Here is a 20418-nt window from a genome sequence, read left to right as displayed (position 1 = left end):
CTTGACGGGTGACACCGGCCGGGGGCAGGGGGCGTCAGAAGGGGTGGATACCGACCGGTGTCGCCGGGGGCGGGCCGTAGCCCTCGGCGATGCGCTGGTGGTAGGTGGCGCGGTCGATGACCTCCAGGCCGACGATCTCCCAGGCGGGCAGTCCGGCGGTCTGCCGGTGTTCGCCCCACAGACGCAGCGCCACGGCGGCGGCGTCGTGGAGGTCCCGGGCCTCTTCCCAGTAGCGGATCTCGGCGTGGTCGCAGGCGTAGCGGCTGGTGAGCAGGAACGGGTGGTCGTGGGCCAGTTGTTCGAGTCCGCGGCGCAGGTCCGGCAGGGGAACCTCGGCACCGCAGACGCTGAGGGTGACGTGCCACAGCCGGGGCAGGTCCTTCGGCTCCTCGTAGGTGTCCCCGGCCGCGACGCTCGTCAGAGCACCGCGGGAGGCCGCAGCCCCAGGGCGCACTCGTCTCACGACGGCCTCCTTCAGCTGTCCTCGTGCGGAACGTGGTCCTGAGTCAAAGTTGAGCAGGCCGCAAGGGTTCATGTGGCGGTTTTACGGAACGTCCCCCACCGGGGGCCGTCGTCATGCCGCTTTTACGGGTGCAGGACCACCAGGTCGTCCCTGTGTACGACCTCCCGCTCGTACGCCGGGCCCAGTTCGCGTGCCAGCTCCCTGGTCGACCGCCCGATCAGCTGGGGGATCTCCTTGGCGTCGAAGCTGACGAGCCCGCGTGCCACCGCCTGGCCCTCGGTGTCGCGCAGTTCGACCGGGTCACCGGCGCTGAAATCGCCTTCCACGGCGGCGATCCCCGCGGGCAGCAGCGACTTGCGGCCCTGGACCACCGCGCGTACGGCGCCGTCGTCGAGGGTGAGCGAGCCCTGCGGGGTGGAGGCGTGCTGAAGCCACAGGAGGCGGTCTGCGGACCGTTTGCCCGCGGGGTGGAAGAAGGTACCGGTGTCACCGCCGAGGAGCGCCTCGGCGGCATGCACGGCGCTGGTGAGGACGACGGGGATGCCGGCGGCTGCGGCGATACGGGCGGCTTCGACCTTGGTGACCATGCCGCCGGTGCCGACACCGGCCTTCCCGGCGCTGCCGATCTCGATGCCGGCGAGGTCCTGCGGCCCCTTCACCTCCGCTATCCGCGAGGTGCCGGGCCTGCTGGGGTCGCCGTCGTAGACGCCGTCGACGTCGGAGAGGAGGACCAGGAGGTCCGCGTGGACGAGGTGGGCGACGAGGGCGGCGAGGCGGTCGTTGTCGCCGAAGCGGATCTCGTCGGTGGCGACGGTGTCGTTCTCGTTGACGATCGGGAAGGCACCCATCGCGAGCAGCTTGTCCAGGGTGCGCGAGGCGTTGCGGTGGTGGGCGCGCCGGCTCATGTCGTCGGAGGTGAGCAGGACTTGGCCGACCCGGACGCCGTAGCGGGCGAAGGAGGCCGTGTAGCGGGCGACGAGCAGTCCCTGGCCGACGCTGGCGGCCGCCTGCTGGCGGGCCAGGTCCCGGGGGCGGCGGCGCAGCCCCAGCGGGGCGAGGCCGGCGGCGATCGCGCCGGAGGAGACGAGGACGATCTCCCTCTCCCCGCCGCTGCGGCTCTTGGCGAGGACGTCGACGAGTGCGTCGACGCGGTCGGCGTCCAGGCCGCCGGAGGCGGTGGTGAGCGAGGAGGACCCCACCTTGACGACGATCCTGCGGGCCTCGCCCACGGCCTGCCTTGCCCTTGCCACGTCCGTCCCCACTTCCTCGCGCCTGGCAGCAATCTACGCGAAGCGGATGTGCGCGGGACGCTTCCGTCCAGCCTCCGGACAGCGCTACGGACAAGCCCGGGTGATCGGTCGGTCACGTTCCGCTCATGGCAAAAAGGTTGCCCTGACTCCTTATAGAAATCGAAGAGAACGCAAAGTTAATTTGAAGTTTGTGTCATCTAAAGTTCGCAGCGTGAAGCGCATCCTGCTCAGGTCGGGCAAGAGCCCCTACGACGTCGTCATCCTCGAGGAGGCCCTGCACCGGGACGTCATCGCCACCAACTCGGGCAACCTGATCTTCAGCGACGCCGCGCACAAGATCCTTACGACGCCGGACACCGAGGTCGTCTCCAACGGCATACCCTCCGACGTCTCCGCCGCCGGACGCATCAACGACGAGTACGACGCGTTCGTCATCCCGCTCGCCAACGCCTTCCGCCCGTCCTTCGAAGGCTCGTTGAAGCGGATGACCCGGCTGATCTCGAAGTTGCGCATACCGGTCGTCGTCCTCGGAGTGGGGGCCCAGACGGGAGTCAGCTACAACCCGGAACGGCTCAAGCGCATGGAGCCGACCGTGCGGGAGTTCTGCTCCGCGGTGCTGGAGCGCAGCGCGTCGATCGGTGTGCGCGGCGAGTTCACCGAGCAGTACCTGAAGAAGATGGGTTTCAAGGACGTCGAGATCATCGGCTGTCCCTCGCTGTTCATGTACGGCGATCGACTGTCCGTGCAGAAGACGGCACCGGAGTTGACGACCCGGTCCCGGATCGCGATCAACGGCTCGCACAGTGCCGTACGCACTCAGGGGCTGGACCGGATCATCACGCGCACCCACGAGCGCTACCCGAATCTGTGCTTCGTCGGCCAGAACCTCAGCGACGCCCGCCAGTTGCACTGGCGGGACCTCTCGGACCCGAACGCCGCGGTGACCGCCATGCCGACCCACCCGGACCATCCGATGTACCGCGAGGACAAGGTCCGGGTCTACGTCGATCCGGTCACCTGGATCAATGATCTGCGTTCCTTCGACTTCTCCTTCGGTTCGCGCATCCACGGCAACATCGCGGCGCTGCTCGCGGGCACGCCGGCCACCGTGCTGTGCGGTGACTCGCGGACGCTGGAGCTGTGCCGGTACTTCGGGATTCCGCACCGGCGACTGGACCAGGCGGTCAAGGACCCGGCCTCGGCGGACCCGGCGAAGCTGTACGCGGAGGCCGACTTCGGCGACCTGGTCGGCGGCCACCGGGAGCGTTTCGAGCGGTTCACCGGGTTCCTGGACAGGAACGGTCTGCAGAACACGTTCACGCACGGAGACGGCGGGGTGGCCTTCGAGGAACGGATGGGCGCGCTGACGTTCCCTGCGGGTGTCCGCCCCTGGAACGACGCGGACCCGGCCTCGCTGACCTCGCGGTTCGGCTGGCTGCACACCCGGATCGACGAACTGTCGCTGGACAACGCCCGCCTGCAGAAGGAACTGGCGCGTTCCGGGGCCAGGATCAAGTCCGTCGGCGCGCAGCCGGCGTCGGTCTACCGGCGGGCCCGGCGGGCCGTGGGCCGGCCGATCCGCCGGGCGCTGGGGACGGGCCTGTAGGGCGGCTGATACGGGCCCGGATCCCGGTCAGGCCGCGGCGGCCTTGACTCCCCGTGCGGGCAGCGATCGCCGGACCTTGCGCATGGCACGCCGCAGGAAGGTGTTGGCGGCGTCCTCGCGGTAGCCCTCGACGGAGCGGGCCTCTCGGGGTTCGGCGAGGTAGATCCAGTCGGGGACACCGGCCGACTTAGAGCGGAAGTACGGGTAGGCCAGGTAGACGGCGGTGCCGCGCTTCTCCAGGACGGCATCGGCCTGCTTCTTGGCGCGGACGAACTCGATGACGTCGGGGAGGAGATCGGGGCGCCGTTCGGCGACCAGGTGAAGTCTCAGCCGTTCGTGCACTCTGAGCCGACGGGCGACCTCCGGGTTCCAGTGGGCGTCCATCAGCGGCCGGGCCAGCTCCATCTTGCTCCGCCGCACCTCGTCGTCGTCCGTGAGGAACTTGGGGCCGAACTGCGGGAGCAGGGTGACCAGGAACGGCCGGACCATGAGTGTGTCGCGACGTGGTCCTGCCGGAACCATGTCGGCGATCAGTTTCATCAGGGCGCGCGCGGAGTCGAAGCGCAGGGTGTAGCTGCCGCTCTTGGTGACGTGTTTTCCGTCGTCGCGGCCGACCAGGTAGTAGCAGGGGTAGTCGGCGACGACGGAGACGCCGTCGGCGCGGAGATAGGCCTCCATGGTGAACAGCGCGTCCTCGCCGGTCCACAGGGACTCGTCGAATCGCATGCCGTGCCGTTCCAGGAGCGCGCGGCGGAAGAGTTTCTGGGCGCTGAGCGTGAACTTGATGTTGGAGGAGAAGACGTCGGTACGGTCGAGGGTCTTGCCCCACATCGACGCGGGAGGTTTGCGGTTGATTCCCTCGACCTTGCCGAGGACGACGTCTGTGCCGTTCTTGTCCGCCATGGCGACCATGCGCTCCAGGGCCTCGTCGCCGAGGCGGTCGTCGGCGTCCAGGAAGAACACGTAGCGGCCGGTGGCCCTGGCGAGTCCGACGTTGCGGGGGCCGCTGGGGCCGCCGGAGTTCTCCTGGCGGATCACGGTCACGGACATGGCGGCGCGGGCCGCGAACTCCTCCAGGCACTCCCCCGTGCCGTCGGCCGATCCGTCGTCGACGGCGATGACCTCCATGCGTGCCGGGTCGAGGGTCTGACGCTCCACTGAGGCCAGGCACTCGACGAGATACGGCATCGCTTCGTACGCGCCGATGATGACGGTCACATCAGGCTGCGCAACGACGGTCACTTTTCTCCCTAGTCAGTGGTGCGTTCCCCCGGTGTCGACTCAGTCGCAACGTTCTAGATGGCTGAGCGAGGCGACTGGTTGCCCAGGGACACCCCTTCAGTGAGCCAGCTCACATGGCAGGAATGCGGCCGGACGGTGTACGGCGGGTTACGCCGGACAGTACGGACGCGCGGTAAGAGCCACTCAACGGATACCGCGAAGCGCTGGTAAGAAGACACACCCGGATTTACTAAGCAAAGGTAAGAAGACGGCTTCGGGGACGCCGAACGGGCTCGGTCCCGGGGAGGAGTCCCCGGGACCGAGCCCGTTCGGTGCCTGGCGCGCCGGTGAGCGTGTCAGCCGGCGGTGGTGGTGCCTTCCGCCTCGCTGGCGGCCTTCAGTGTGTCTCCAGGCAGTGCCTCGGCGATGTCGGCCGCTTCCGCGTCACCGGCCGCGATGCGGGCCTGCTGGCCCAGATTGCGGGTCTCGGCCTTGCGGGCGAGGGCGGCCACCGCGTCGTTGAACTGCTCGATGGAGGTCGGCTCGTCCGGGCCCAGCAGGTAGCGCTTGAGTTCTTCGCGGTCCGCGGCCAGCGGATCGGCGGACGGATCGCGGACGGCGTCCAGCAGGGCGCCGAGTTCCTTGGCGCTGTTGGAGAGGATCACGGCGGCCCGCACGGCGGTGTTGGCCTGCTTGAACTCCTCCACTCCGACTCCGGCGGAGTCGGTGACGGCGTACGGCTTGCCGCTCGCGATGAAGTCGGAGACCACGCTGGAGATGTCGGAGACCATGGCGTCGGAGACGTTGAAGCAGTCGTACAGGCGCGGTTCGGCGCCCGTGATGACCCGGTGCTGGTGCGTGGGGAAGGAACGCCACAGAGCGTCGTTCCATTCGGCGCGCAGCCGGGCGACTTCTTCGTGCTTCTTCAGGTCGACGACGTCGTCCCGGCTGGCCTCGGCCTCGTCGCGCTTCTCGTCGCCGGTGCCGGTCAGCTCGACCAGGCGGGCCTCGATACGGGTGAGCTCGGCCTGGGCCGCCGCCTGGGCGGCCGTGTCGGTGGTGAAGCGGGGGTCGGTGGCGCGCTGGGCGGCGGCCTTCTCGATGAGGGCGGTGACCCGCCGGTGGGCGGCACCCGCCTCGGGGCTGACCGTGCCGGTGAAGGGGTGCGGCTTGTACAGGACACGGACCGGCGGGTCCGCCTTGACCAGCTTCTTCACGATGTTCTCGCCGGCGAGCACGAGGGAGGTGTTGCCGGGGTTGCCGTCCCAGCCTTCCCAGGTGGGCGCGTAGAGAACGGTGGGGATCCGGCCGTCGAGTACGCCCTGCCAGTGCTGGATGGGGGCCAGTTGCGGGCGGCCGACCTCGACGATGTCGTCGTCGCGGACCCCGACGTCGGCGATGGCGTAGCGGTCGCGGCCCGCGCGGCCGGCGGTCCACACCTCGTCGTACACCTTGCTGAACGGGTTGACGCTGGCCAGCTTGTCGCTGTCGCCGTGGCCGATGAAGACGTGCTTCATCGTCGGGACGCGCAGCAGGTGGATGTTCTTGCCGACGTTGGCCGCGTAGAGGGCTACGCGGACCGTGGAGAGGTCCATGTTCATCAGGTGCACACCGCCGGGCACGCAGATGACGGGGACCGTGGTCGGGGCGAGGCTCTGCAGGATGACCCGTTCGCGCAGCAGGATCAGCGGGCGGGAGTCCAGCTGTTCCATGGTCTCCAGCCACATGTTGACCTGGTAGGCGGAGTCCTTCGAGCCGGAGAAGTACAGGACGGTCTCGGGCTTGTACTCGGCGAGCCAGTCGTCGACGGCGGCCAGGACGGTGTCGGCGTCCGGCGGGGTCTTGCGGCCGCGTACGTAGGGCGTCAGCACCAGCACGTACAGGGAGCCGATACCGAGGGTGAGGCCGACGCCGATGAATCCGGCGACGGCGCTGTTGGTGACTCCCGAGATCAGGAGGCCGACGACGGCCGCGAGGTCGAGATGGAGCATCTTCTCGGCGGAGCGGTCCAGCAGGCCCAGCGGCGGGGCGTCCGGGATGCGGATGCGGGATTTGAGGTCGACGTTGCGGGTGGCGACCGGCATCCGGCGGCGGTTGCGGATCAGCTGGACCAGGGCGCCGTGCGGGGCCTGCAGGCCGTAGAAAGCGATGAAGCAGGCGATGGCGCCGTAGAAGATCAGACCGTTCGAGAGGTCCATGCGGGCCAGCAGCAGGATCAGCAGCAGCTGCCGGATCAGGAAGCGGATCGACAGGCCGGCCCGGACCTTGCTCAGACGGCTGATGAGGTAGCTGCCCTTGCGGTGCAGGTAGTGGTCCGCCAGGTACGTGACGGCGGCCGCGGCCGCGAAGGCGTAAACGCTCGGGACGAGCGCGGCGATCATGAGCACCGGGAAGCCCAGCATCATGAGTGCCGCCGCGGCCAGCTCGGCCGCGCTGCCCACCCGGGCGACGCGAATAGCGGTGGATATCACGGAGAACCTTTTGCTGACAAAAAGGCCTGTATTTGACCTTGCGGACGATCTGGTGTGGTAGTCGATCTGAAGTTTTTACGGTTCAGGCCCCTGTGAATGCTCTACGAACACGCAACCACAGAGGCCTGAATTACAGATAGCTATTGGAAGTTGATTATGCCACGCCGTCCTGCCGGTCCAGGACACTGGCCAGCGCCTGTTCGAAGCCGGAGGCCTGGCCGGCGGCGGCCGTCGGGTCCTGCTGGCGGACGTCGATGACGTGGCCGGTGAGTTCGGAGAGCAGCACGTCGAGGGAGGTGCGGGCGACGGCTTCGGAGGAGAGCAGCGAGCCTGCCGGTTCCTGGCCGAAGGCCTTGGTGCGCATGGGGGTGGCGGTGCGCTCGGGGTTGATGCAGTTGACCCGGATGGAGTCACCGGCCCACTCGTCGGACAGGGCCTGGGTGAGGTTCACCATGGCGGCCTTGGTCGAGGAGTAGAGGCTGTACTCGGCGCGGCCGCGGGTGTAGCTGCTGGAGGTGTAGAGGAGCAGCTGACCGTTGGTCTCGGCGAGGTACTTGTAGCTGGAGCGGGCGATCTGCACGGGGGCCAGGTAGTTGACCTTGAGCGCCTCTTCGATGGTGGCGTTGTCGGTCTCGGCGAGCTTGCCGATGCGCAGGACGCCCGCGGTGTTGACGACGTAGTCGATGCGGCCGGTCTCGGCGTAGGCCTTGGACAGGGCGTCGTCGACCTCTTCCGGGTTCTCCACGTGGGTGCCGGTGGTGGAGCGGCCCAGGGCGTAGACGGTGGCACCGTAGGACTCGGCGAGTTCGGCGATGTCCTTGCCGATGCCGTACGAACCACCGAAGATCACGGCGGTCTTGCCGGTGAGCAGTTCGCGGTAGGCGTCTTCGCCGTTCTGCTCGGGAGCGGCGGTGGAGGCGAGCTGGAAGAGCTTGTCGGCGATGAAGACGTCGACGGGCTGGGTGACCTTCATGTTGTACTCGTCGCCGGCGACGACGTGGATCGGCACGTCCGGCAGGTACTTGAGCACGACGGAGCAGTCGTCGGTGGCCTGGAAGTTCGGGTCGCCGGCGGCGACCTCGTAGGCCCGCTTGATCGTGGACAGCTTGAACGCCTGCGGGGTCTGGCCGCGGCGCAGCCGGGAGCGGTCCGGGATCTCGGTGATGAACTCGCCGTCCTCGCCGTGCGTGCGCGTGACGATGATGGTGTCGGCGGAGGGAATGGCGACGTCGACGGCCTGGTAGCGGTCCAGCGCGGCCACGCAGTCGTCGATGACGCGCCGCGACAGCAGGGGGCGTACGGCGTCGTGGAAGAGGACGTTGAGGTCCTCTCCGGCGGCCAGTCCCTCACCGAGGGCCTCGATGGCGCGCTCGGTGGTCTCGTTCCGCGTGCTGCCGCCCTCGATGACCTTCTTGACCTTGGTGAAGCCGGCCTTCGCCACGATCTTCTCGATGTCCGCGACGTAGCCCGGGGCCATCAGCACGATGATGTCGTCGATCGAGTCGGCCTTCTCGAAGGTGGCCAGGGTGTGCTCGATGACTGCCTTGCCGGCGATCTTCAGCAGCTGCTTGGGGATCGACAGACCCACCCGCTGGCCGGTGCCACCGGCCAGGATCACTGCGGTGGTTCGGGGCTTGGCTATGCGCTGGGACACAGGTGACCTACCTCGGGGCATCAGGGAACCTGGAAATGGTCCCACTTCCGGTAACCGCTGTGCAAGGTGAGCGCCGTCCACCGCATATGTACCCGCAACCTTTCATTCATCTTGCACCGCTGGTGGCGGGGCCGCTCGACGACCGTCCGGGGAAGTTCCGTGAATTCGCTGTGAGTAACTGCACAGAACATACCGATTGCTGTGCGTGACGCGACACGCCTCAGTGATACTAAGTCGTGACACCCGGACGGCTTAGCAGGGCTAAGCCGTCCGGCTCACCCGGCCCCGGAGCCGAGCGGGCGGCGGTCTCCCTGCGGCCCAGCCGGGGCTGCGGATCTTCACGTCGCGGGCTGCGGCACTGCACGTGTTCTTCATATGCATGACCGCGCCGTTGCGGATGAGCTTCGAATAGAGCTCGTCGGGCAGGCCAATGCCGCGAAATTCCACGTTGAACTCTCGTAGCATTTCGTTCTCGGCGCGGGTGAGGAGCGGTTCGCCGCGTCCGGAACGTGCTGGAGGAGTTTCCGGGAGGCCGAGCAGGGCTTCGAGCGAGCCGGCGCCCTCGGTCCAGTCCGTCTCCACCGTGACCGAAAGGCCCCTGTCAGACGGGGGTGACGTTCGGTAGGCCGGTTCCTGCCGAAGAAGTGGTAGCCGCGGTTGGCGTCGCTTTCTGGAAAGCCTCCTGGGTCCTGGTCGCCGTTGCCGGAACGGAAAGCCCGTTGCGGCCGGGACGCAGGTCCTGGCCGCAACGGGCTTGATCCGGTGCGACGGTGCAGAGGCCGGCCCCGGAGGTCCGGGAGGGAGCCGGCGGTGCGGCTACTCGAAGGGGTCGAAGTCGCCGTACTCGCGCAGGGACTCGTCCCGTTCGGCCTGCCGGTCGCGGCGGCGCTGGACGGCCGGGCGCTGCTCCTCGAAGCGGTGGTCCTCGCCGCGCCGGCCGAGCATCTCGGCTCCGGACATCATGGTCGGCTCCCAGTCGAAGACGACGGCGTTGTCCTCGGGGCCGATGGCGACGCCGTCGCCGGACCGGGCGCCGGCCTTCATCAACTGCTCCTCGACGCCGAGACGGTTGAGGCGGTCGGCCAGGTAGCCGACGGCTTCGTCGTTGTTGAAGTCGGTCTGGCGGACCCAGCGTTCGGGCTTCTCGCCGCGGACCCGGAAGAGGCCGTCGTCCTCCTGGACGACGGTGAAACCGGCGTCGTCGACGGCCTTGGGCCGGATGACGATGCGGGTCGCCTCCTCCTTGGGCTTGGCGGCGCGCGCCGCGCCGACCAGCTCGCCGAGGGCGAACGTCAGCTCGCGCAGGCCCGTGTGGGCGACCGCCGACACCTCGAAGACGCGGTAGCCGCGGGCCTCCAGGTCGGGCCGGACCATCTCGGCGAGGTCCTTGCCGTCGGGGACGTCGATCTTGTTGAGGACGACGATGCGGGGCCGGTCGCCGAGTCCGCCGTACTGCTTGAGCTCCTCCTCGATGACGTCGAGGTCGGAGACGGGGTCGCGTTCGGACTCCAGGGTGGCGGTGTCCAGGACGTGCACGAGGACGCTGCACCGCTCGACGTGGCGCAGGAACTCCAGGCCGAGGCCCTTGCCCTGGCTGGCGCCGGGGATGAGGCCGGGGACGTCGGCGATGGTGTAGACGGTCGAACCGGCGGTGACCACACCGAGGTTGGGGACCAGGGTGGTGAACGGGTAGTCGGCGATCTTCGGCTTGGCCGCGGACAGCACCGAGATCAGGGAGGACTTGCCGGCGCTCGGGTAGCCGACGAGGGCCACGTCGGCGACGGTCTTCAGTTCCAGGACGACGTCCCCGAAGTCCCCAGGCTCGCCGAGCAGTGCGAAGCCGGGGGCCTTGCGGCGGGCGCTGGCGAGGGCCGCGTTGCCGAGGCCGCCGCGGCCGCCCTGGGCGGCGACGTAGGAGGTGCCGTGGCCGACGAGGTCGGCGAGGACGTTGCCCGCCTTGTCCAGTACCACCGTGCCGTCGGGCACGGGCAGGACCAGGTCCTGGCCGTCCTTGCCCGCTCGGTTGCCGCCTTCGCCGGGCTTGCCGTTGGTGGCCTTGCGGTGCGGGGAGTGGTGGTAGTCGAGGAGGGTCGTCACGGACTGGTCGACAGTCAGGATGACGTCGCCGCCGCGGCCGCCGTTGCCGCCGTCGGGGCCGCCGAGCGGCTTGAACTTCTCCCGGTGCACGGAGGCGCAGCCGTGGCCTCCGTTACCCGCGGCGATGTGCAGCTCGACGCGGTCCACGAAGGTGGTCATGGTGCAGTGCCTCCAGATACTTGCGGGGTAATACCTATGTCAACACGCGAAAGGCGGACCCGCCTTCCCGATGGGGAAGTGAGGTCCGCCTCGCGAAACGTTCGGTCAGAGCCCTGCTTGTCAGCAGACTCAGGCGACCGGGACGATGTTCACGACCTTGCGGCCACGGTGGGTACCGAACTCCACCGCGCCGGCGTTCAGCGCGAACAGCGTGTCGTCGCCGCCACGGCCGACGCCCGCACCCGGGTGGAAGTGGGTGCCACGCTGGCGGACCAGGATCTCGCCCGCGTTGACGACCTGACCGCCGAAGCGCTTCACGCCGAGGCGCTGAGCGTTGGAGTCACGACCGTTACGGGTGGACGATGCGCCCTTCTTGTGTGCCATCTCTCCTCAGTCCCTTACTTCGCAGCCGCGGGGATCTCAGTGACCTTGATCGCCGTGTACTGCTGGCGGTGGCCCTGACGACGGCGGTAGCCGGTCTTGTTCTTGTAGCGCAGAATGTCGATCTTCTGGCCCTTGTGGTGGTCCACGACCTCGGCCTGGACCTTGATGCCGGCCAGCACCCACGGGTCGCTGGTCACAGCGTCGCCGTCGACAACGAGCAGGGTCGAGAGCTCGACCGTGTCGCCAACCTTGGCGGTGGAAATCTTGTCAACCTCAACGATGTCGCCGACAGCAACCTTGTGCTGGCGACCACCGCTGCGCACGATGGCGTACACGCGGATCTCACTCTCTCGCTCGGGAACGGCACCCCCGAAGTCCAGCCGCCCGGCATAGGGGCGGCCTCTTCGGAACACCCTGTGCTCCGAAGGAAGAGGTTTACGGGGATGTGGCGCGTCCTCATATCCATGGACACGCCGACGGTCAAGGTTACGGGGCGGTGGCCGAGGGGGTCAAACCGGGCCCCGCGGGTGTGGGGCCGGTCACTCGGCCCCGGGGGCGGTGCGGTGCGGGGCCGGTCCCGAGGACCGGCCCCGCGTGCCGGGCGTCAGCCCTCGTCGGAGGCGGCGGGGACCGTGGTGGTCTTCTTCGCCGTCGACTTGGCGGCGGCCGTCTTGGCGGTCTTGGCCGCCTTCTTGGCCGTCGTCTTCTTCGCCGCGGTCTTCTTGGTGGCGGTCTTCTTGGCCGCCGTCTTCTTCGCCGCGGTCTTCTTGGCGGCCGTCTTACGGGCCGTCTTCTTGGCCGGAGCGGCCTCCTCGGCGGCCGGTTCCCCGACCACCGGCTCCCCGGCCTCCTCGGCGACCGGCTGCCCGGCCTCCGGCGCCTCGGACTCCGCCGACGGTACGACCACGACGGCCGCCTCCTCGGACGCGGTCGGGGCGGTGGCCTTGCGCACCGCACGGCGGCGCGGACGGGCCGGAGCGGCGCTCTCGGCGGGCGCGGGTGCGGCTTCGGCGGCCGGCTCCGCGGCGGGTTCGGCGGCGGCCTCGGTGACCGTCTCCGCCGCCGACTGCGCCGGGGCGCTCTCGGCGACGACGGTCACAACGGCGGCCTCGGCCCCTGCCGGGGACCCGGCGGGCGCCGACACCTTCCGGGTGGCACGCCGACGCGTACGGCCCTTCGGTGCGGCCTCCTCCACCGCGGCGGGGGTCTCCGGGGCGGCCGGGGCCTGCGCGGGCTCCGACGCCTGGACGACCGGGTCCTCCACGGCGGGCGGTTCGGCGTGCGCCTCGGCGGCCGGCTCCGGCAGCACCTCGCGCTCGGCCGCCACGGCGGCCGGCACGGCCTGCGCGGTCGGCGCCTCGGCCTCGGCGCGCCGGTTGCGGGACGCGCGCTCCCTGGGCGCGCCGGCCGGAGCCGAGGCCCGGCGGCTCGCCCGGCGGCGGGTGCGGCCGCGGCCGGCCGCGGCCTCCGCCTCGGCGACGCTGCTGTAGAGCTCCTCGTCCGGCGCGAAGGCGGGCGCGGTCAGCGCGACGGGTTCGGCGACCTCGGCCGCCACCTCCGCCGCCGTCTCGACCGCGTGGACGGCCTCGGCGTGCTCGACGGCACCGTCGTCGACGATCTCGTGGGTCTCGTGGACGTCGTGCTCGTGCCCGTCGCCGCCGCGGCCGCGCTTCTTGCGCTTGCCGCCGCCACCGCCGCCGGTGCCGGGCTGCTCCATGTGGACGATGACGCCACGGCCGTTGCAGTGCACGCAGGTCTCGGAGAACGACTCCAGCAGGCCCTGTCCGACGCGCTTGCGGGTCATCTGGACGAGACCGAGCGAGGTGACCTCGGCCACCTGGTGCTTGGTCCGGTCCCGCCCGAGGCATTCGAGCAGGCGGCGCAGCACGAGGTCGCGGTTGGACTCCAGCACCATGTCGATGAAGTCGATGACGATGATGCCGCCGAGGTCGCGGAGCCTGAGCTGGCGGACGATCTCCTCGGCCGCCTCCAGGTTGTTGCGGGTGACGGTCTCCTCGAGGTTGCCGCCCTGGCCGGTGAACTTGCCGGTGTTGACGTCGACGACGACCATCGCCTCGGTCCGGTCGATGACCAGCGAACCGCCGCTGGGCAGCCAGACCTTGCGGTCCAGGGCCTTGGCGAGCTGCTCGTCGATGCGGTAGGTGGCGAAGACGTCGACCTCGGAGGTCCACTTCGACAGCCGGCCGGCGAGGTCGGGGGCGACGTGCGAGACGTAGCCGTGGACGGTCTCCCAGGCCTCGTCACCGCTGACGACGACCTTGGAGAAGTCCTCGTTGAAGATGTCGCGGACGACGCGGACGGTCATGTCCGGCTCGCCGTACAGCAGCGTCGGGGCGTTGCCGTTCTTCGACTTCTTCTGGATGTCCTCCCACTGCGCCTGGAGCCGTTCGACGTCGCGGCGCAGTTCGTCCTCGCTGGCGCCCTCGGCGGCGGTGCGCACGATGACGCCCGCGTCCTCGGGGACGATCTTCTTGAGGATGGTCTTCAGCCGGGCGCGCTCGGTGTCGGGCAGCTTGCGGCTGATGCCGGTCATCGAGCCTTCGGGGACGTACACGAGGTAGCGGCCCGGGAGGGAGACCTGGCTGGTCAGACGGGCGCCCTTGTGGCCGATCGGGTCCTTCGTCACCTGGACGAGGACGGACTGGCCGGACTTCAGGGCGGACTCGATGCGGCGCGGGCCGTTGGCCATGCCGAGGGCCTCGAAGTTGACCTCGCCGGCGTACAGGACGGCGTTGCGGCCCTTGCCGATGTCGATGAAGGCGGCCTCCATCGAGGGCAGCACGTTCTGGACCTTGCCCAGGTAGACGTTGCCGACGTACGAGGTCGACTGCTCCTTGTTGACGTAGTGCTCGACGAGCACGCCGTCCTCCAGGACGCCGATCTGCGTGCGGTCGCCGTGCTGGCGGACGACCATCACGCGCTCGACGGCCTCGCGGCGGGCGAGGAACTCGGCCTCGGTGATGATCGGGACGCGCCGGCGGCCCTGTTCGCGGCCTTCGCGGCGGCGCTGCTTCTTGGCCTCCAGGCGTGTGGAGCCCTTGATGGACTGCACCTCGTCGGAGGGCTCGGAGGACTTGCGGGGCTCGCGGACCTTGACGACGGTGCGCTCCGGGTCGCCCTCGCCGGGCTCTGCGTCGGCGGGGCTGTCCCCGGCGCGCCGCCTGCGGCGACGGCGACGGCGGCTGCTGGAGGAGGAGGCGCCGGCGTCGTCGTGGGCGTCCTCGTCGTCCTCTTCCTCCTGCTCGGCCGTGTCCTCGGCGTCCTGCTCGGCCTGTTCGGCGGCGAGCTCGTCGGTGCCGTCCTCGGCGCCCTCGCCGTCGGCGGCGTCACCACGGCGGCGGCGACGGCCGCCCCGGCGGCGGCGCCGGCGGGAGCCGGACTCCTCGGCGTCGTCCTCGCCGTCGGCGGTGTCCTCGACGGAGTCCTCCGCCTCCTCGGTGTCGTCCTCGGCGGCGGCCTCGGCGACCGGGGTCTCCTCGACGGCGCCCCGGCGGCGACGGCGGCGCCGCGAACCGGCATCGGCCTGCTCGGCGGGGTCAGGGGCGCCGGTGGACCCGGTGGGCGCGGTCGGCGCGGTGGTCTCCGCGGCCTCCTCGGGCTCCTCGGTGTCGGCGGACGCGGCGGCCTCGGCGGCGGCGCGCTCCGGGGTCTGGAACCTGGGTTCGGTGAACACGGGTGCCTGGAAGACGGCGACGGCGGGCCGGGCCGGGCGGCGCGGCTCCTCGTCGGCTCCGGCCGCGGGGGCGGGCTCGGAGAAGCCGGTGGCGGCCTGCCGGACGACGCGGCGCCGACGACGCGGGGTCTCGGCCTCGACGGGCTCGGCGGCCGCAGCCGCAGGTGCGGCGGGGGCCGGGGTCTGGGCGGCCGGTGCTTCGGCGGGGGCCGGGGCCTGGGCGGCCGGTGCTTCGGCGGCGCCCGTGTCGGCGGCGGTCTCGGGCGGGCCGGCGGGCGCGGACGCCCGGCGGGTGGCACGGCGACGCGCGCGGGGAGCCGGTGCGGTCTCCTCGGCGGCCGCCACGGTCTCGGTGGCGTCGGCGGCCTCGGGGGCCGGTGTGGTCTCGCTCACCTGGGTCGCCTCGGTGGTCTCGGTCGCCTCGGTGGTCTCCGCGGCGACGGCGGGCGCGGCGGTCTCCGCGGCGCTCTCGGGGGCTCCGGCGGGCGCGGACACCCGGCGGGTGGCACGGCGACGGGCACGCGGGGCGGGAGCGGGCGCGGCCTCCTCGACGGCCTCCGCGGCGGCGGTCCCGGCTGTCTCGGGGGCTGCCGCAGGGGTCGCCTGGGCCGCGGGGGTCTCAGCCGGCCCGGTCGTCGCGGCCTGGGCTGCGGCGGGCGCGGAGGTGCGGCGCGTGGCGCGTCGGCGTGCCCGGGGCGGGGCGGTCTCCTCGTCGCCGGCCGCGGGGGTCTCGGCCGGGCTCGCGGCGGCCTCGGCGGCAGCGGTGGCGGACGCCGTGGCAGTGGCGGGGACGACCGTCTCGGCGGTCTCGGCGGTCTCCGGAGCCCCGGCGGGTGCGGACACCCGGCGGGTCGCACGACGGCGCGTGCGCGGGGCGGGAGCGGCCTCTTCCGTGGCCGCACCGCTCTGCGCGGTGTCGTCGGCCGCTGACGGCTCGGCAGCGGCGGCGGCCTGCGCCGTCTCGGTGGGCTCGGCGGCCGGTATGGCCGGAGCGGTGGTCTCGGCCTGGTCCCCGGTCACGGCCTCGGCCGCGACGGGCGGTCCCGCGGGGCGGGACGCGGCACGGCGACGCCTGCGCGGCGGCAGGGTGTCGCTGGGGGTGTTCGGTTCGGAGCCCGTAGGGGTCTCTGCGGGTTCGGTCGGTTCGAGCATGCGGGCGTTTCTCCCGTCAGGCTCCCGGGCGCCGCGCCTGGTCCGGAGTCGTTCGTCGAGCGACCACCGGTGACGTCCGCGGCTCGCGCGTTGCGCGGTGCCGCCGTGTGGGGCGCGGGCGCCGCACAGGAGCTCTCTGTGTCCTGTCTCGCCGGTTCCGTACGCCTTGTCGCGGACGGCCTGGCGAAAGTCTTCTGGTCGGTGCGCTGCCCGACCCAGGTGGCTCCCGAGTACGAGGGCTGCGCTACGACGTCCGTCCTTCGCGGGACCTTCCTTACGCCGGCGCCGTCGCGGTGGCAGCGGGTTCGGCCTTCGAGAGGGCCTCCACTGCCTCGCGGTCGGGCGCGAGCGGGTCGGTCACCGTGCCGGTCTCTTCATCGAGCAGCCCCTGCGCCAGCCTGGTCACCGCTGCGGGGACCGGCGGCGCCAGGTCGGCCACGGCGCGGAGACCGGACAGGACGTCGTCGGGTCGTACGGCAGGCGTCACGTGCCGAACAACCAGCCGCAGTATCGCACAGGGCTGGTCGGTCGGCCTATCAGCCGTTTCACTCTGTGTTTCAAGTTGCACGACCGCGGGGCGGGCGTCGAAGGTGCGGACGCCGTTCTTGGTCATGCGCTGGACCTCGACGGCCTCGGCGGTGTTGAACGCGGCGACGGCCTGTTCGGCCAGGGCCGGGTCCACGCCGGGCAGCCGGAGCTCCCACACGGATGCGGTGAGCCGGTCGGCCAGTCCTGACGTGCGTGCCTCGACCGCGTCGACGATGTCGAGCCCGGTGGGCAGGGACTCGTCGAGGAGGGCGCGCAACCGCTCCGGGTCGCGGGGTGCGGTGAGCGCGATCTCCAGGTACTCCGCCTCACTGCCCGTGCCGGTGGGTGCGGCATTGGCGTACGACACCTTGGGGTGCGGTGTGAACCCCGCCGAGTAGGCCATCGGCACCTCGGCGCGGCGCAACGCACGCTCGAAGGCGCGCTGGAAGTCACGGTGGCTGGTGAACCGGAGGCGGCCGCGCTTGGTGTAGCGCAGTCGGATGCGCTGCACCGCGGGTGCGGGCGGCGGGCCTTCGGGCTGTCGCTTGCCCAGTGTCGTCAGTCCTTCGTGGTTCTCGTGAGGTTCTCGCGGAAGCGGCCGTACCGCTGTGGGCCGTACCGCTGTGTACTGCTATCCACCAAGAGTACGTGTGTCGCGGCCCGTGGGTTCCCGTCGGTCCGCGGGCGCCGCCGGGACGGGGTCCCCGAGGAGGGCGCGGCGCAGGCCGCGCACGATGTGCCGACCGGGGTGAGGACGGTCCGGTACCCCCGCGCGCGGGCTCCACGAGGATCCACCGGAAGAGGGTGCCGAGCACCCGTCCGGGGCCCCTCCGGGCACCCCGGTGCTCGTGGCTGGTTCTGCCGCGCAGCCCCTTGATCACCGTATGGCGGCGACACGGTAACGGTTGACCCGCTCACGCCAATATGGATGGATCCAGCCATGTCGGCTTGATTTGCTGAGGGCCAATCAAGCCTTGATCCCCGGGGGGACGAGTAATGAACTGGTACGTGGACGTACTCAAGAAGTACGCGGTGTTCAGCGGCCGTGCGCGCCGGCAGGAATACTGGATGTTCTTCCTGTTCAACCTGATCATCAGCATCGTGCTGGCGGTCGTCGGCCGGGCCATCGGGTTCGCCGCCCTCAGCTCGATCTACGCGCTCGCGGTCCTGCTGCCCGGCCTGGGCGTCGCGGTCCGCCGGCTGCACGACACCGGCCGGTCCGGCTGGGCGGTCCTGATCGGCATCATTCCGCTGGTCGGCTGGATCATCCTGATCGTCTGGCTCGCCTCCGAAGGCAAGCCCGAGGAGAACCAGTACGGCCCCAACCCGAAGTACGCGGCCGCCGCCTGATCCCGCATCACCCGAGGGCCCGCCGGATCCGTCCGGCGGGCCCTCGCCTGTCCGGCGCTTGTCCGGCTTTCGCCTGTCCGGCGCCTATCCGGCTGCCGAGGAACTGCTCCGGTTGCGTTCGGCCTGGAGATGCAGGACCAGGAAGAGCACGCGCAGCAGGTCGTCGGGAAGGGCGGTCCAGCCGTCGGGCAGCCCGACGCGGCGGGGACGGCCGCCCAGGAAGTCGTACGACACGGAGAGCGGACCCACCGCGCGCGCCCGCCCGCCGAGCCTGGGGTGGTCCACCGGGTACGGTCCGATGCGTTGCGGGATGCCCGACCAGGCGGCGCAGTCCACGTCCCAGCCGCCGAACGTCCTCGGGACGCTGCCCAGCCGTCCGTAGCCGATCTCCGTGTCGCCGATCCGCCGCAACCGGCTGCCGAGCAGGTCGTACTCCAGCGGATGCGGGCCGAGCGCCAGGGGCCGGCCGCCCCACCGTCCGTAGGTGAGCGGGACGTCCCCGATGGCACGCAGTCGGCCGCCCAGCCAGTCGTAGCCCAGTTCCAGTTCCATGGCCGCCGGCTCCCCCGTCGCTCGCCCGACTTCGGTTTCCCCCATGGTGCGGCCGGGCCGGTCCGGCCCGCGTGGCGGTCGTGTCACGGTTTCGCAGCGTCGTGGAAGGGTGCGGCCGCGGGCCGGGCGGGAGAAACGGTTCCCGGGCTCACCCGGCCCGGGTGAGGCGCACGGGGCCGGACCGGGTGCATCTTCGACACGGCAGGTGTCCGGCGTCGGGGAGCCGTGTCGGAGGGACGACCATGAACCCGCAGACCCGTCTGGCGCCGCGCTCCGCCCGTCTCACGGCCTTCTCCTGGGCCCGGGTCGCGCTGCTCGCCCTGCTCGGCAGTCTCCTCGTCCTGCTCGTCAGCGCCGGGCTGCGGAGCCTCCTGTGGGTCCTGGTCGCCATCGCCGCCGTGGCCCTGGCCGCCGGGGGCCTGTGGTGGACCCTCGCCCATCCCGGACCGCTCCGCGCCGCCGGGGCGCTGCTGGCGGCGGCCGCCCCGGTGACCGCACTGGTCCTGTTCGCCACCCACGGCATGCTGGTGCCCGCCTGCCTGGCCCTCGGCCTGTGGCTGCTGGCGCTGACGGCCGCGCGGATCGCGACGACCCCCGCGGACCGGGGGGCCGCGGGCGCCGGCGAACCCGTCGCGGTACCGCCCGCGCGACAGCCGTGGGTGGTCATGAACCCGCGCTCCGGCGGGGGCAAGGTGGCGCGCTTCGGGCTCGCCGAGAAGGCGAGGGCGGCGGGCGCCCGGGTGGTCCTGCTGGATCCGGCGCACCATCAGGACGTGGCGGAGCTGGCCCGGCGTGCGCTGGCGGAGGGCGCCGACCTGCTGGCGGTGGCCGGCGGGGACGGCACCCAGGCGCTGGTCGCTGAGGTCGCGGCCCGGCACGACGTGCCGTTCGTGGTGATCCCGGCCGGAACCCGCAACCACTTCGCCCTCGACCTCGGTCTCGACCGGGACGACCCCGCGGCCGCGCTGGAGGCGTTCACCGACGCCGAGGAGGTCCGCGTGGACCTCGGGTACGCCGCGGGGCGCGTGTTCGTCAACAACGCGTCCTTCGGCACGTACGCGGCCGTCGTCGGCGACCCCGGCTACCGGGACGCGAAACTGCGCACCGTCCTGCAGATGCTGCCCGCCCTGCTCACCGGCCCCGACGCGCCGCGCCTGAGCATGCGCGCCGGGCGTCGGCGCGCCCGGGGGCTGCAGGCCGTGCTCGTCAGCAACAACCCCTACCGGCCCCTGCCCGACCCCGCCCGACCCGGGTTGCGGGAGGGCCTGGACTCCGGGCGGCTGGGCGTGCTCGGCGTGTGCGTCGACAGCTCCGCACGGGCGGCCCGCCTGCTGACCTTCGGCCGCCGGTCACCTGCCGTGCCCAGACTGACCGCCCGCGAAGTCGTCGTCGACGCGGACACCGGCGCGGGACCGGGACCGGGACCGGGACCGGGACCCGGACCGGCATCGGGACCGGGACCCGGACCGGCATCGGGACCCGGACCGGCATCGAGCCCGGGACCCGTCGCGAACGCTGACGCGGTTCTGGAAGCAGATCCCGTCGACATTCACGCGGGCCCCGGGTCGGGTCCGGGTACCGACGTCGGCGTGGCGGCCGGTACGCAGGTCGGTGCCCGGGGTGGCACCGTTCCGGCGGGGATCGACGGGGAGTCCGTCGTGCTGCCCGCGCCGGTGGTCTGCCGGATCTCCCCCGGGGCGCTGCGGGTCCGGGTGCCCAGGCACCGGCCGGGCACCCCGCCGAACCGGCCCCCGGCCGACTGGCGGCGGGTGCTGCGCCTGGCGCTCACCCCTCGGGGACGGCGCACCGGCAGTTCCCCGGGGTGAGCCGCGGGATC

The 20418-nt window shown here is 71.3% G+C and carries 15 protein-coding genes; 3 read left to right on the top strand and 12 right to left on the bottom strand.

From position 1 onward, the window contains the following. Positions 1 to 34: 34 nt before the first annotated feature. Together AB0958_RS05015 and proB are read right to left on the bottom strand one after the other, a co-directional pair. On the bottom strand, positions 35 to 463 hold the full coding sequence (locus AB0958_RS05015) for a hypothetical protein (protein WP_366888901.1): 429 nt from the start codon (positions 461 to 463) through the stop codon (positions 35 to 37). A 122-nt stretch (positions 464 to 585) separates the two neighbouring features. After that, the gene (gene proB / locus AB0958_RS05010; RefSeq protein WP_366889015.1) at positions 586 to 1692 is read right to left on the bottom strand and encodes a glutamate 5-kinase; all 1107 of its coding nucleotides are present in this window, start codon (positions 1690 to 1692) and stop codon (positions 586 to 588) included. Positions 1693 to 1924: 232 nt separating this feature from the next. On the opposite strand from proB, the gene AB0958_RS05005 reads away from it, so the two are divergent. After that, the gene (locus AB0958_RS05005; protein ID WP_366888900.1) at positions 1925 to 3319 is read left to right on the top strand and encodes a polysaccharide pyruvyl transferase family protein; all 1395 of its coding nucleotides are present in this window, start codon (positions 1925 to 1927) and stop codon (positions 3317 to 3319) included. Between the two features lie 27 nt (positions 3320 to 3346). Here AB0958_RS05005 and AB0958_RS05000 read toward each other — a convergent pair whose 3' ends face one another. The 9 genes from AB0958_RS05000 to AB0958_RS04960 all read right to left on the bottom strand — a co-directional run bounded on the left by AB0958_RS05000 (position 3347) and on the right by AB0958_RS04960 (position 17190). After that, on the bottom strand, positions 3347 to 4561 hold the full coding sequence (locus AB0958_RS05000) for a glycosyltransferase family 2 protein (protein ID WP_366888899.1): 1215 nt from the start codon (positions 4559 to 4561) through the stop codon (positions 3347 to 3349). Positions 4562 to 4896: 335 nt separating this feature from the next. Beyond that, positions 4897 to 7011, bottom strand: a complete 2115-nt coding sequence (locus AB0958_RS04995) for a hypothetical protein (protein ID WP_366888898.1) — start codon at positions 7009 to 7011, stop codon at positions 4897 to 4899. A 154-nt stretch (positions 7012 to 7165) separates the two neighbouring features. After that, positions 7166 to 8665 (bottom strand): bifunctional cytidylyltransferase/SDR family oxidoreductase, encoded by a 1500-nt coding sequence (locus AB0958_RS04990; protein ID WP_358972841.1) that lies wholly within the window; start codon positions 8663 to 8665, stop codon positions 7166 to 7168. 261 nt (positions 8666 to 8926) lie between these two features. Further along, positions 8927 to 9247, bottom strand: a complete 321-nt coding sequence (locus AB0958_RS04985; RefSeq protein WP_366888897.1) for a hypothetical protein — start codon at positions 9245 to 9247, stop codon at positions 8927 to 8929. A 234-nt stretch (positions 9248 to 9481) separates the two neighbouring features. Continuing rightward, a complete protein-coding gene (gene obgE / locus AB0958_RS04980) occupies positions 9482 to 10921 on the bottom strand; it encodes a GTPase ObgE (RefSeq protein ID WP_366888896.1) in 1440 nt (479 codons plus the stop codon). Between the two features lie 129 nt (positions 10922 to 11050). Then, complete coding sequence (gene rpmA, locus AB0958_RS04975) at positions 11051 to 11305, bottom strand: 50S ribosomal protein L27 (protein ID WP_007381992.1); 255 nt, start codon at positions 11303 to 11305, stop codon at positions 11051 to 11053. 14 nt (positions 11306 to 11319) lie between these two features. Next, on the bottom strand, positions 11320 to 11640 hold the full coding sequence (rplU, locus tag AB0958_RS04970) for a 50S ribosomal protein L21 (protein WP_004931419.1): 321 nt from the start codon (positions 11638 to 11640) through the stop codon (positions 11320 to 11322). A 269-nt stretch (positions 11641 to 11909) separates the two neighbouring features. Then, positions 11910 to 16151, bottom strand: coding sequence for an Rne/Rng family ribonuclease (locus AB0958_RS04965; protein ID WP_366888895.1), 4242 nt, complete (start codon positions 16149 to 16151; stop codon positions 11910 to 11912). 274 nt (positions 16152 to 16425) lie between these two features. Next, on the bottom strand, positions 16426 to 17190 hold the full coding sequence (locus AB0958_RS04960) for a TIGR03936 family radical SAM-associated protein (protein WP_366888894.1): 765 nt from the start codon (positions 17188 to 17190) through the stop codon (positions 16426 to 16428). A 485-nt stretch (positions 17191 to 17675) separates the two neighbouring features. On the opposite strand from AB0958_RS04960, the gene AB0958_RS04955 reads away from it, so the two are divergent. Next, complete coding sequence (locus AB0958_RS04955) at positions 17676 to 18029, top strand: DUF805 domain-containing protein (protein ID WP_366888893.1); 354 nt, start codon at positions 17676 to 17678, stop codon at positions 18027 to 18029. Positions 18030 to 18113: 84 nt separating this feature from the next. On the opposite strand, the gene AB0958_RS04950 is transcribed toward AB0958_RS04955, so the two are convergent. Beyond that, positions 18114 to 18581 (bottom strand): hypothetical protein, encoded by a 468-nt coding sequence (locus tag AB0958_RS04950; RefSeq protein WP_366888892.1) that lies wholly within the window; start codon positions 18579 to 18581, stop codon positions 18114 to 18116. 242 nt (positions 18582 to 18823) lie between these two features. Here AB0958_RS04950 and AB0958_RS04945 point away from each other — a divergent pair, with 242 nt between their 5' ends. Beyond that, positions 18824 to 20407, top strand: coding sequence for a diacylglycerol kinase family protein (locus tag AB0958_RS04945; protein ID WP_366888891.1), 1584 nt, complete (start codon positions 18824 to 18826; stop codon positions 20405 to 20407). Positions 20408 to 20418: the final 11 nt, after the last annotated feature.

Source organism: Streptomyces sp. NPDC006655, from assembly GCF_040703965.1.
In the GTDB taxonomy this organism is placed as follows: domain Bacteria; phylum Actinomycetota; class Actinomycetes; order Streptomycetales; family Streptomycetaceae; genus Streptomyces.
Note: the sequence above shows the minus strand (reverse complement) of the source record. Positions and strands in the feature narration are given on the sequence as shown.

Coding starts and splice junctions, on each gene's coding strand:
- AB0958_RS04965 (WP_366888895.1), bottom strand. CDS start 16,151: ATGCTCGAACCGACCGAACCCGCAGAGACCCCTACGGGCTCCGAACCG.
- rpmA (WP_007381992.1), bottom strand. CDS start 11,305: ATGGCACACAAGAAGGGCGCATCGTCCACCCGTAACGGTCGTGACTCC.
- AB0958_RS04955 (WP_366888893.1), top strand. CDS start 17,676: ATGAACTGGTACGTGGACGTACTCAAGAAGTACGCGGTGTTCAGCGGC.
- AB0958_RS04945 (WP_366888891.1), top strand. CDS start 18,824: ATGAACCCGCAGACCCGTCTGGCGCCGCGCTCCGCCCGTCTCACGGCC.
- AB0958_RS04950 (WP_366888892.1), bottom strand. CDS start 18,581: ATGGAACTGGAACTGGGCTACGACTGGCTGGGCGGCCGACTGCGTGCC.
- obgE (WP_366888896.1), bottom strand. CDS start 10,921: ATGACCACCTTCGTGGACCGCGTCGAGCTGCACATCGCCGCGGGTAAC.